Here is an 11,765-nt window from a genome sequence, read left to right on the forward strand (position 1 = left end):
GGCATCCGGCACAGAAGGGAAAGCATGTCAAAGTGGAAAAGGAATATCTGATCCGGCAGGCCCCGGCAAAGGCGCTGCTCGCGTTTTCAACGCCTATGATCATCGGCAATCTGTTCCAGCAGCTTTACACGATGACGGATTCTGTTATTGTGGGCCAGGCTGTGGGTGAAAGCGCATTGGCGGCCGTGGGGGCTTCCTATGCTCTGACGAATGTGTTCATCTCCATCGCCATCGGCGGCGGGGTGGGCGCGTCCGTTCTCACCAGCCAAGCCTTCGGGCGGCGGGACTATCACAGGATGAAGCGCTTTATCTCCACGGCGCTGTTCACATTTCTGGCCGTGAGCCTGCTGCTGGGCGGGTTCGGGCTTGCCTTCAGCGGGCAGATCATGGCATGGCTGCGTACGCCCGCGTCCATTCTGGACGATGCGGCGGTCTATCTCAATATTTATTTTCTGGGCCTGCCCTTTTTGTTTATGTACAATGTGCTCTCAGCCATGTTTAACGCGCTGGGGCGTTCCAAGGTGCCGCTGTACCTGTTGATTTTTTCTTCGGTGCTGAATGTGGGGCTGGACCTGTATCTGGTGCTGACGCTGAAGATGGGCGTGGCGGGCGTCGCATGGGCAACGCTCATTGCCCAGGGAGTATCCGCCGTGGCTGCTTTCCTGTTGTTTGCGCGGGAGCTGCGGGCCTACGATGCCCCGTCGGCCGTGTGCTTCGATGTGCGGGAATTGAAAAACATGGCCCGTGTGGCGCTGCCGTCCGTCTTTCAGCAATCCACGGTGTCCATCGGCATGATGCTGGTACAGTCCGTGGTGAACAGCTTCGGCGCCGAGACGCTGGCGGGTTATTCCGCGGCCATGCGTATCGAGAGCATCTGCACCGTGCCCATGGCGGCGGTGGGCAACGCGATGTCCTCCTACACCGCGCAGAACATCGGCGCGGGGGAGTACAGCCGTGTGCGCAGGGGATACCGGGCGTGCTATGGCATTCTGGCTGCGTTCGCGCTGGTGATCTTCGCGGCGCTTCAGTGCTTTTCGCAGCAGCTCATTGCGCTGTTCCTCAACGCGGAAAGCTCACGCCTCGCGCTGGAGACCGGAACGTCCTGCATTCGTTTCCTGGGGTGGTTCTATATCCTCATCGGCCTGAAAATGACCACGGACGGCGTGCTGCGCGGCGCGGGAGACATGGGCGCGTTTACCGCAGCAAATCTTGTCAACCTGACGCTGCGCGTGGTTCTGGCGGCAGTGCTGGCGCCCCGGCTGGGCATCCGGATGGTATGGTACGCGGTGCCTGTGGGCTGGGCGGCCAATTACCTTATCTCGTTTTTGCGTTACCGAACGGGCCGCTGGCGGGAGCGCGGCGCAGGGCTGCTGGCCTGACCGCGGCAGAAAAATTTGCTTGACAGCCGCGAAAACTTGTGTATAATATGGAATATACGCAAAAAACGATGACGAGAAGAGTAAGCTGCGCAGGCTTTTTCAGAGAGTTCCCGGTCGGTGGAAGGGAGCAAAGCGGGCATAGCTGAACATGGCCTCTGAGTTGCGTGCGCGAGCCCTTGGCAAGCGCATGACGGGCGCACCCGTTACAGTGCCGCGCTGTAACCCGTTTCATCCGCGGGCGCAGCGGCTGAGGCTTTTTCCGTGAGGAAAGAGCGAAACAAGGTGGTACCGCGAGCATTTCTGCCCGTCCTTGGAACGTAAGTTCCGGGGACGGGCTTTTTGTTTGCTCCGCCGCAGAGCGGTGCACAGGGGAAAAGAAAAGGAGAATCGGTTTTGATCACGATATCGCATCTGACGAAGATCTTTGAGGGGAAGGGCCCGCGCGTGACGGCGCTGGAGGATGTGAACCTGGAGATCGGCAAAGGAGACATCTACGGCATCATCGGCATGTCGGGCGCGGGAAAATCCACGCTGCTGCGCTGTTTGACGCTGCTGGAGCGCCCCACCTCCGGGCAGATCATGCTCGCCGGGCAGGACATCGCTTCCCTTTCCGGCGCGCAGCTGCGCGCGGCGCGCCGGGGCATGGGCGTGGTGTTCCAGGGCTACAATCTGCTGATGCAGAAGACCGTGGCCGAAAACGTTGCCTTCCCCCTCCGGCTGGAGAAGGGATACGACAAGGCGGCGGTGCAGGCCCGGGTGGCGGAGCTTTTGGCCATTGTCGGCCTGGAGGACCGCGCGGGCGCGTACCCGGCCCAGCTTTCCGGCGGGCAGAAGCAGCGCGTGGCCATCGCCCGCGCGCTGGCCACACAGCCCGAGATGCTGCTGTGTGATGAGCCCACCAGCGCGTTGGACCCGCTTACGACGAAGTCCATGCTGGCCCTGCTGACGGATATCAACAAAAAGCTGGGCGTCACCATCATCATCATCACCCACGAGCTTTCAGTGGTACAGGCCATCTGTTCCCATGTGGCCGTCATCAGTGAGGGGCGTCTGGCAGAGTCCGGCGCGGTGGCGGATGTGTTCGGCAGCCCGCGCAGCGCTGTGACAAAGCTGCTGCTGGGCAGAGAGGAGTAAATACAATGGCGGAGTTTTTCAACGAATACGGCGCGCTGCTGTGGGAGGGCACGCTGGAAACCTTATATATGACGCTGTTTGCCACGCTGTTTGCATATGTGCTGGGCCTGCCCATGGGCGTGCTGCTCACAGTGACGAAGGCGGGCGGGGTGGCCCCCGCGCCGCGCTTCAACGCGGTGTTCGGATGGCTGGTGAACCTTCTGCGCAGCCTGCCGTTCATCATTTTGATGTTTTTCATCATTCCGTTTACACGGCTGCTGGTGGGTACGTCCATCGGCGCCACGGCAGCGCTGGTGCCGCTCACGCTTTCGGCCGCCCCGTTCATTGCGCGCATGGTGGAGCAGAGCCTGGAGGAAATCGACACAGGCGTCATCGAAGCTGCCCAGTGCATGGGCGCCACCAGGTGGCAGATCGTCACGCGGGTGCTGCTGGTGGAAAGCGTGCCCAGCCTGCTGCGGGGGCTGTCCATCAGCCTTATCACCATTTTGGGCTATACGGCCATCACCGGCAGCGTGGGCGCGGGGGGCCTGGGCAACCTGGCGTTCCGCTTCGGCTATCAGCGGTACCAGAAACCCGTCATGTATGCCACCGTGCTGCTGCTGATCCTGCTGGTGTGCGTCATCCAGATCATTTTTGATCTTGCCGCCCGCAAAGCGGACAAGCGCACGCGCTGAACAGGGCGCCTCCGGCTTCGGCAAACACGCCGTTTGCGGCGGTTTGAGATATATTGGAAAAACAGTTGAGGGAAGGAAGTTTGTTATGAAAAAATTTTTGGCATTGGTATTGGCGCTGGTACTGGCGCTGAGCCTGGCGGCCTGCTCCGGCGGCGCCGGCTATCAGATCGGCATCCCGGCGGACGCCACCAACGGCGGCCGCGCCCTGCTCCTGCTGCAGGACCTGGGCATCCTTACGCTGAAGGAAGGCGTGGGCCTGGAGGCAACCGAACAGGACATCGTTGAAAATCCGCACAATGTCACCATCAAGGCGATGGAGGCGGCAAACCTGCCCGCCAGCCTGCCGGACTTGGATTTCGCCGTCATCAACGGCAACTACGCCTCCGGCGCGGGCATTGGGGATAAGGTGCTCACGACAGAGGACGCGGAATCCGTGGCGGCGCAGACCTACGGCAATGTCGTTGCGGTGAAGGAAGGCCGGGAAAACGACCCCGCCGTGCAGGCTCTGGTGGCCGTGCTGATGAGCGGGGACGTGCAGGCATGGATCGAGGAGAGCTACAACGGCGTTGTGATGCCCATGGGCGCACAGGAGCTGGATATTCCCGAGATCGCGGAGCCTGTGACGCTGAAGGTGGGCGCGTCGCCCAGCCCTCACGCGGAAATCCTGGAGCATGTGAAGCCCCTCCTGGCCGAGCACAATGTGGAGCTAGACATTGTGGAATTTGACGATTACGTCATGCCCAACACCGGTGTGGAAGACGGCTCGCTGGACGCCAACTACTTCCAGCACCAGCCGTATCTGAACGATTTCAATGCCGAGCAGAGCACGCATATCGTCAGCGTGGCCACCGTGCACTACGAGCCGATGGGCATTTATCCGGGCAAGACCGCAAGCCTGGACGTATTCGGCAAATAAGTTCTTTTCGCGCGCACCTTTTGGGTGCGCGCATTTTTTGCGCGAAAGTGCGCGGTGTTTTCCGCAAGCTTCGCAATCAAAAAACACTGCAGACAGCTGTTTGCGCGCTTGCAATTTTTGCGCGCCGGGTGCAAAATAGAGGACATGGGTTTACACGGGCTTTACAATCACCGCCCGCGGCCCGAGGGAAGGAAAGCATGGCCGAAAAAGGCCTGCGGCTGTTTTAAATGAAGCGGACATCCGGCGGTCTCTCCGGGGACGGCGGCGCTGCCCGCGGCGCACAAAAAGGGGAAACGATGGCACAAAAAACATTCGCGCGCCCGCTGATGTTTACGCGGCAGGCGCTTTGGAGGCTGATCCTGCCTTTGGTGCTGGAGCAGCTTTTGCTTGTGACGGTGGGCATGGCCGATACGGTGATGGTCTCCACGGTGGGCGAGGCGGCGGTCTCGGGCATTTCTCTTGTGGACCAGGTGAACGTCCTGCTCATTCAGATATTTGCCGCGCTGGCCACGGGCGGCGCCGTGGTGGCAAGCCAGTATCTGGGCCGGCGGGACAGGGAAAATGCCTGCCGCTCCGCCAAGCAGCTGGTATACGCCACCTTCGGCATGGCGGTTGCCATCGGCGCGCTGGTGCTGGTGCTCAACCGGCACATCCTTCGACTGGTGTTCGGCAATGTGGAGCCGGACGTAATGCAGGCCGCCGAGACATATTTCTGGCTTTCGGCGCTGTCATACCCGATGCTGGCGCTGTACAACGCGGGGGCGGCGCTGTTCCGCAGCATGGGCAACAGCCGCATTTCGCTGTTCGCATCTCTTATCATGAACGTTATCAACATCGGCGGCAACGCGCTGCTCATCTATGGCCTGAACTGGGGCGTGGCGGGCGCGGCCACAGCCACGCTGGCATCCCGCACAGTGGCGGGCCTGATGATGATGCTGTTGCTGCGCAACCGGGACAACCCCATCTTTCTGGAGCGCCTGTTCCACCCGGAATGGAACGGCGGCATCCTCAAAAGCATCCTGCGCGTGGGCGTGCCAAACGGGCTGGAAAACGGCATGTTCCAGATCGGCAAGCTGCTGGTGGCGGGGCTCATCACCACCTTCGGCACGTCGGCTATCGCGGCCAATGCCATCTGCAACAATGTCGGTTCTATGTCCAACATTCCCGGCTCGGCCATCGGCCTGGCGATGATCACTGTGGTGGGCCAGTGCGTGGGCGCAAAAGACTATCAGCAGGCGCGGCATTATACGAAAACCCTTTTGGCGGCGGCCTATGTGAGTATGGGCCTGCTGAATATCGCGCTGTTCCTGCTGGCGCCGTACCTGGTGGGCTTTTACGCCATGCCGCAGACGACCACGGACCTTGCGCTTTCTGTGCTGCAGGTGAACTGCGTTGTGACGGTGCTTATCTGGCCGTCCTCGTTCACACTGCCCAACGCGCTGCGCGCGGCGGGCGACGCCAGGTTCACGATGGTGACGAGCATGGTGTCCATGTGGGTGTTCCGCATCGGCATGTCCTATGTGCTGGGCGCGTGGCTGGGCATGGGCTTGTTCGGCGTCTGGACGGCCATGCAGATCGACTGGGCCGTGCGTTCACTGGTATTCGGCGTGCGTTTTCTGGGCCATAAATGGGAAAAGGCGCGGGTCCTCGAAGGATGAGTGCCCCGCGGCCGGCATTGTGAAAATAAGCTCCCGCCTTACCGTTTTCAAGATGGTAAGGCGGGAGCTTTCTGCTTTTGAGCGGCAGACCGGTGTGCGGGGCCGTTTATACGCCCAGCAGCGCGCGGGCGTTCTGTTCTGTTATACGCAGCACTTCCTCCAAAGGCACCTGCTTGATGTCCGCCACTTTCTGGGCTGTGAAGCGGATCATGCCGGAATGGCATTCTTTTCCCCGGAACGGTTCCGGCGCCATGTAGGGGCAGTCCGTTTCCAGCACGATATTTTCCAGGCTGAGCGCAGCCACCGCCTCCACGGCGCGGCGCGCATTTTTAAATGTAAGCGCTCCTCCGAAGCCCAGCAGCATGCCCTGCCGGGCGATCCACAGCGCGTCGTCGGCGCTGCCGGAAAATGCGTGCAGAATGCCCCTGGGCCGGTACCTTTTCAAAAGCGCGTAGGTTTCGGCATGGGCTTCGCGGTCATGCACAAGAATGGGCAGGCTGTGCTCCTGTGCTGCGGCGAGCTCTGCTTCAAACAGCGCCAGCTGGGCGTCCTCCGGCACGGGCCAATGGTGATCCAGCCCGCATTCTCCAACCGCCACGACCCGGGGATCGCCGTACAACGGTTCAATGGCCGCCAGCTCGGCGCGCCAGTCGCCATGGAATTCATATACCGTGGAGGCGTCGTCCTCGATGAGGCTCTCCGGATGGACGCCGGCAGCGGCCCAGACCCAGGGCCGCGTTTCAGCCAGCGCCAAAGCGGCGCGGCTGGTGGCAAGGTCCACCCCGCATTCCACCACGCCGCATACGCCCTGTGCGGGCAGACTGTCCAGCACTTCGTCCCGGTGCCCGTCGAACCGGCGGCTCGTGTAATGTGCATGGGTATCGAATATCATGGTATCCCTCCGTTCAAAAACGCCCCGGAAGCCTCCGGGGCGCATGTGTATTCTGAAACCCGTTTAAAGTTTCTTTGCGGACTTTCTTTTCAAAGAAAGTTAATGGATGCGCATGCCCGTGGGTACGTCGTCGGGGAAGAACACCACGGACGCACCGCCGTCGGCAGTGTCTGCGGCCATCACCATTCCCTCGGAAACGTATTTGCCGCCCATCATGGGGCGCGGCGCAAGGTTGGCCACGATGCCCACTTTTTTTCCGGCCAGATCCTCCGGCTTGTACCATTTGGCGATGCCGGAAAGGATGGTGCGTTCACGTTCGCCGTCGAACACCGTCAGCTTGAGCAGCTTTTTGCTTTCTTTCATGTTTTCGCAGGCCGTCACCTGGCCCACCAGCATTTCCACACGGCAGAATGTTTCAAAATCCACCTCCGGCTCGTGCCGGATGGGCTCGGCCGCAGGCTCCGGTTTTGCGGGAGCCGGAGCGGGCGCGGCGGCAGCCTTCGCGGCCTCCTGGGCGGCGGCCAGCTCCGCCAGTTCCTTTGCGGCGTCGATGCGGGGGAACAGCGCCTCGCCCTTGTGCACGGTAAACGGCTCGGGCAGGCCGCCGAACCGGCCCAGCGTCTCAAAGCGCATGCTCTCGGCCGTCAGGCCAAGCTGCTGCGCCATTTTGGGCGTGGTGTTGGGCAAAAACGGCGTAAGCAGCACGGCTGCCACACGCAGTACTTCGCACAGATTGTACAGCACTGCGGCAAGGCGGGGCAGGTTGGCCTCGTCCTTCGCCAGCACCCAGGGCGCCGTTTCGTCAATGTATTTGTTGGCACGCTGGATGACCCTGAAAATCTCCGCCAGCGCGTTCGGCACCTGCAGAACGTCCATGCATGCCGTTACCTTCGCGGGCAGGGCCTCCACCATGGCGGCCAGCTCGTCATCCAGCGGCTCGGCTTTGCGCTGGGCGGGCAGAGTGCCGCCGAAATATTTTTCGATCATCGCCACACTGCGGGAGAGCAGGTTGCCCAGGTCATTGGCGAGGTCGGCGTTGATACGGTTGATAAGCGCCTCATTGGAGAAGATACCGTCGTTGCCGAACGGGATTTCACGCAGGAGGAAATAGCGCAGCGCGTCCACGCCGTAGCGGTCGCACAGGACCACGGGGTCCACCACATTGCCCTTGGATTTGCTCATCTTGCCGCCGTCCAGCAGCACCCAGCCGTGGCCGAACACGCGCTTGGGCAGGGGAAGATCCAGCGCCATCAGCATGGCGGGCCACAGGATGGTGTGGAACCGCAGGATCTCCTTACCCACGATGTGCAGGTCCGCGGGCCAGAATTTGTCGTAATCGTGATATGTTTCATTGCCGTAGCCCAGAGCCGTGATGTAGTTGGAAAGCGCGTCCACCCAGACGTACATGGTGTGCTTGGGGTCGAACGGGACGGGAATGCCCCACTTCACGCTGGTGCGGGAAACGCAGGTGTCCTGCAGGCCCTGGTTGATGAAAGCGATCATCTCGTTTTTGCGCGTTTCAGGCTGAATGAAATCCGGATGCTCTTCATACAGCTTCAGCAGGCGGTCCGCATATTTCCCGGTTTTGAAGAAATAGGCTTCTTCCTCGGCCTCGTACACGGGGCCGCCGCAGTCCGGGCATTTGCCGTCCACAAGCTGGCTGTCTGTCCAGAAGCTTTCGCAAGGCTTGCAGTAATGCCCTTTGTAAACGCCTTTGTAGATATCGCCCTGCTCGTAAAGCCGGGTGAAAATTTTTTGGCAGCTCTCCACATGGTAATCGTCGGTGGTGCGGATGAATCGGTCGTTGGAAATGTCCATCAGTTTCCACAGCTCTTTGATGCCGGCGACGATCTCATCCACATATTCCTTCGGCGTCACACCTTTGGCCGCGGCCTTGTCCTCAATTTTCTGCCCGTGCTCATCGGTGCCCGTCAGATACATCACATCATAGCCCTGCATGCGCTTATACCGCGCGATGGCGTCGCAGATGACGGTGGTGTAGCTGTGGCCGATGTGCAGCTTGTCGCTGGGGTAGTAGATCGGTGTGGTGATGTAGAAGGTCTTTTTATTTTCCATAGGTACCAGTCCCTTTCGGGGCGCGCGAATGAAACGCGCCCTTTTTATTTTGGGCCGCGCGGGCGGCCGGAAAAACGGAAGATGCCGCGGCGCTTAAACGCCCGGCGTTTCGGCGGCGCAGGCGTCCGCCGTATTTCGCCTTTTGCGGGAGACACGGGCCGCCAGCGCCCGAGGCCGCATACCGGCCGCGCGCCTGCCTGCCCGGCCGCGTGCGGCAAAATATGCGCCCAGCCTGCGAGCAGCATCCGGACCGCGCCGCCCACGACAGCCAGCGTGCAGGGCGGTGGAGCCCGGCGGCCTGCGGCATGCCGGAAAACAGCGGCAAAATGAACGCTGGCCCCGCCGCCGCGCGTACCAGAAGCCGGGCGCTTCGGGCCAGAAACTTTTTGCTTTCGCTTCCGCGTTATTTCTCATCCACAAAGAAGCGCTTGTACCAAACCAGAAACGTAAATACCGTCCAGATCTTGCGCTGGTTGTTGGCGCGCTCGTGGAAATGGTCGTCCAGCAGCTTCATCAGCGCGTCCGGCTTGAAGAATACGGCTGCGTAATCGCTGGTGAAATATTCCTTCACGATGTTGTAGTATTTTTCCTCCCGCAGCCAGTAGCGGATGGGCACCGGGAAGCCCTTTTTCGGGCGGTTTGCCCACTCGTCCGGCAGCGTTTTATTGGCCGCGTGGCGCATCACGATCTTCGTGTCCGTGCCCTGGATGCGGTAATCCACGGGTACCGTTTCGGCGAATTCCAGCACCTTTTTGTCCAGGAATGGCACGCGCAGCTCCAGGCTGTGGGCCATGCACATTTTGTCCGCTTTCAGCAGAATGTCCCCGGGCAGCCACATGTTCATGTCCAGATACTGCTTCTTCGTCACTTCATCCTGTCCTTTGACACGGGCGTAGAACGGCGCGGCCAGCTCATGAGCCAGCGGCCCGTTGTCGTAAGCGGGCTGCAGCACGGCGCTGGCCTCGTCCTCCGGGAATACAAGCGCCTGGCCGAAGAAGTAGTCCTCGGGGCGCTCGGAGCATTTGAGCAGGAAGTTTTTGCCCTTGAAATAAGGCAGCTTTTTGGCGGCAGCCGCCGCCGCGCGGCGCACGCCAAGCGGCAGACGCTTAAACTTTTCCATGGCAGGCGTGTCGGCATACCACTCGTACCCGGCGAAGATCTCATCCGCGCCTTCGCCCGAGAGAACCACCGTCACTTCCTCCCGGGCCAGCTGCGCCAGGAAATACAGCGGCACGCTGGACGGGTTCGACTGCGGCTCGTCCATGTGGTACTGGATGTCCGGGAAAGCGTCGAAGCATTCGTCCGCCGTGATGAGCTTGCGGCGGTTGCGGATGCCAAGCTTGTCCGAAAGCTCGGCCGCGTAGTTCGTCTCGTTGAATTTGTTGTAATCAAAGCCCACGCTGAACGTGGTGTCCGGCATCAGTACAGCGGCAATGTAGCTGGAATCCACGCCGCCGGAGAGGAAAGAGCCGACCTTTACGTCCGCAATGCGGTGGGCGGCCACGGATTCGTGCACCACTTCGTCCAGCTTGTCCGCGCAGGCTTCAAAGTTCTGCGGCTGCGGGTCGAATTCGCAGTCCCAGAAGCGGCGCACGTCCATCTTGCCGTTCTCATACACAAAATAGTGGGCCGCGGGCAGCTTGTACACGCCCTTGAAGAAGGTTTCCTCTGTGGCGGAATACTGCAGCGTCAGATAGGGGCGCAGCGCATTCTCGTTGACGGCCTTGACGAATTTGGGATGCTCGAGAAAGGCCTTGATCTCGCTGCCGAACACCAGCCCCGAGCCGTCCGGGACGGGGTAATAGTAAAACGGCTTGATGCCGAAAATGTCCCGCGCGCCGAACATACGCTTGTTTTTGGCGTCCCACAGCACGAACGCAAACATGCCGCGCAGGCGATAGATCAGCTCCGTGCCGTATTCCTCGTAGCCGTGGATGAGCACCTCGGTGTCGGCGCCACAGTGGAACGTGTGGCCTTTGGCCTCAAGCTCCCGCCGCAGCTCCATAAAATTGTAGATCTCGCCGTTGAATACAACGACCACGCTTTTGTCCTCGTTGGCCATGGGCTGTGCGCCTGCGTCGGACAGGTCCAGGATGGACAGGCGCCGGAACCCCAGCGCGATGCCATCGTCTGTGTACATGCCGCCCATGTCCGGGCCGCGGTGGACGATACGGTCCATCATTTTCTGCAAGATTGCCTCTTTGTTATCAAGATTGCCGGAAAAGCCGATGAATCCACACATTCAGGTGTTACCTCCTGTTTGCCGCGGAGCAGAGCCGCGGTGCAAATAATGGCGGCGTTGGCCGCGCTTCAGTCGAAGCCGATGGGCGTTTTGCCGAACGCGAGGATCGCGTTTCTGGCAAGCACCTCCATGGAGTCCAGATAAAAAGCGCCCAGCCCCTCGTCGCGTTTGATGAGCGAAAGCTCGGTGCAGCCCAGGATGGCGCGGTCGCACCCTTGCGCGCGCAGTGAGGCCGCGGCCCGCTCAAACGCGTCCATATTTGCGGGCCGGCCCTGCTTGATGTCTCCGTAAATAATATCCATCACGGCAGCCTGCGCGGCATCGTCCGGCACGGCGCAGGGCAGGCCGTGTTTTTCGCACATGCGCTGGTAGGTGCGGGTGCGCACCGTGCCTGTGGTGGCCAGGATGCCCACACGGGCGCTGCCGCCCGCCTTCGCGGCCAGCACAGTCTCCTCCACCATGTTCAGGATGGGGATGGGGATGGTCTCGTTGAGCCTGTCATAAAAATAGTGGGCGGTGTTGCAGGGGATGGCGATGACATCCGCGCCGAACGTGACAAGCCGCGCCGCGTCCGCGGCCATGATGTCGAAGGGATTCTCCGCGCTTTGGCCCAGAATATAGCTGGTGCGGTCCGGCGTGGTGGCGCGGCTGTTGATGATGACGTCGATGTGGTCTTGGTCGCGCGCGGCCTGGGTATGGCGCGTGAGCATCTCGTAAAAATAAACAGTGGCCATAGGGCCAAGCCCGCCGAGGATGCCCAACACCTTGGGCAATGCCTGTTCCATACAGGAGCC

Annotated in this window: 9 protein-coding genes and 1 other annotated feature; of the genes, 5 read left to right on the forward strand and 4 right to left on the reverse strand. The window is 61.0% G+C overall.

The window, feature by feature from the left end:
- The first annotated feature begins 32 nt into the window (after positions 1 to 32).
- The 5 genes from TQ39_RS08040 to TQ39_RS08065 all read left to right on the forward strand — a co-directional run bounded on the left by TQ39_RS08040 (position 33) and on the right by TQ39_RS08065 (position 5,761).
- Entirely contained in the window at positions 33 to 1,379 is a 1,347-nt protein-coding gene (locus tag TQ39_RS08040) for an MATE family efflux transporter (RefSeq protein ID WP_050005167.1), read from the forward strand.
- Between the two features lie 59 nt (positions 1,380 to 1,438).
- Positions 1,439 to 1,694, forward strand: a binding site (T-box leader).
- Positions 1,695 to 1,772: 78 nt separating this feature from the next.
- Positions 1,773 to 2,513 (forward strand): methionine ABC transporter ATP-binding protein, encoded by a 741-nt coding sequence (locus tag TQ39_RS08045; protein ID WP_050005168.1) that lies wholly within the window; start codon positions 1,773 to 1,775, stop codon positions 2,511 to 2,513.
- Between the two features lie 5 nt (positions 2,514 to 2,518).
- Positions 2,519 to 3,187, forward strand: a complete 669-nt coding sequence (locus tag TQ39_RS08050) for a methionine ABC transporter permease (protein WP_009323940.1) — start codon at positions 2,519 to 2,521, stop codon at positions 3,185 to 3,187.
- 85 nt (positions 3,188 to 3,272) lie between these two features.
- Positions 3,273 to 4,103, forward strand: coding sequence for a MetQ/NlpA family ABC transporter substrate-binding protein (locus TQ39_RS08055; protein WP_050005169.1), 831 nt, complete (start codon positions 3,273 to 3,275; stop codon positions 4,101 to 4,103).
- Positions 4,104 to 4,399: 296 nt separating this feature from the next.
- Complete coding sequence (locus TQ39_RS08065; RefSeq protein WP_050005214.1) at positions 4,400 to 5,761, forward strand: MATE family efflux transporter; 1,362 nt, start codon at positions 4,400 to 4,402, stop codon at positions 5,759 to 5,761.
- A 106-nt stretch (positions 5,762 to 5,867) separates the two neighbouring features.
- On the opposite strand, the gene TQ39_RS08070 is transcribed toward TQ39_RS08065, so the two are convergent.
- The 4 genes from TQ39_RS08070 to cuyB form a co-directional block, all read right to left on the reverse strand.
- A complete protein-coding gene (locus tag TQ39_RS08070; protein WP_050005170.1) occupies positions 5,868 to 6,653 on the reverse strand; it encodes a TatD family hydrolase in 786 nt (261 codons plus the stop codon).
- A 99-nt stretch (positions 6,654 to 6,752) separates the two neighbouring features.
- Entirely contained in the window at positions 6,753 to 8,729 is a 1,977-nt protein-coding gene (gene metG / locus TQ39_RS08075) for a methionine--tRNA ligase (RefSeq protein WP_009323948.1), read from the reverse strand.
- A gap of 403 nt (positions 8,730 to 9,132) precedes the next feature.
- The gene (asnB, locus tag TQ39_RS08085; protein WP_009323950.1) at positions 9,133 to 10,971 is read right to left on the reverse strand and encodes an asparagine synthase (glutamine-hydrolyzing); all 1,839 of its coding nucleotides are present in this window, start codon (positions 10,969 to 10,971) and stop codon (positions 9,133 to 9,135) included.
- A gap of 68 nt (positions 10,972 to 11,039) precedes the next feature.
- The gene (gene cuyB, locus TQ39_RS08090) at positions 11,040 to 11,756 is read right to left on the reverse strand and encodes a cysteate racemase (protein ID WP_050005172.1); all 717 of its coding nucleotides are present in this window, start codon (positions 11,754 to 11,756) and stop codon (positions 11,040 to 11,042) included.
- Between the last annotated feature and the right edge of the window lie 9 nt (positions 11,757 to 11,765).

This window comes from Ruthenibacterium lactatiformans (assembly GCF_000949455.1).
GTDB lineage: Bacteria > Bacillota > Clostridia > Oscillospirales > Ruminococcaceae > Ruthenibacterium > Ruthenibacterium lactatiformans.

Coding starts and splice junctions, on each gene's coding strand:
- TQ39_RS08065 (WP_050005214.1), top strand. CDS start 4,400: ATGGCACAAAAAACATTCGCGCGCCCGCTGATGTTTACGCGGCAGGCG.
- metG (WP_009323948.1), bottom strand. CDS start 8,729: ATGGAAAATAAAAAGACCTTCTACATCACCACACCGATCTACTACCCC.
- TQ39_RS08050 (WP_009323940.1), top strand. CDS start 2,519: ATGGCGGAGTTTTTCAACGAATACGGCGCGCTGCTGTGGGAGGGCACG.
- asnB (WP_009323950.1), bottom strand. CDS start 10,971: ATGTGTGGATTCATCGGCTTTTCCGGCAATCTTGATAACAAAGAGGCA.
- cuyB (WP_050005172.1), bottom strand. CDS start 11,756: ATGGAACAGGCATTGCCCAAGGTGTTGGGCATCCTCGGCGGGCTTGGC.
- TQ39_RS08055 (WP_050005169.1), top strand. CDS start 3,273: ATGAAAAAATTTTTGGCATTGGTATTGGCGCTGGTACTGGCGCTGAGC.
- TQ39_RS08070 (WP_050005170.1), bottom strand. CDS start 6,653: ATGATATTCGATACCCATGCACATTACACGAGCCGCCGGTTCGACGGG.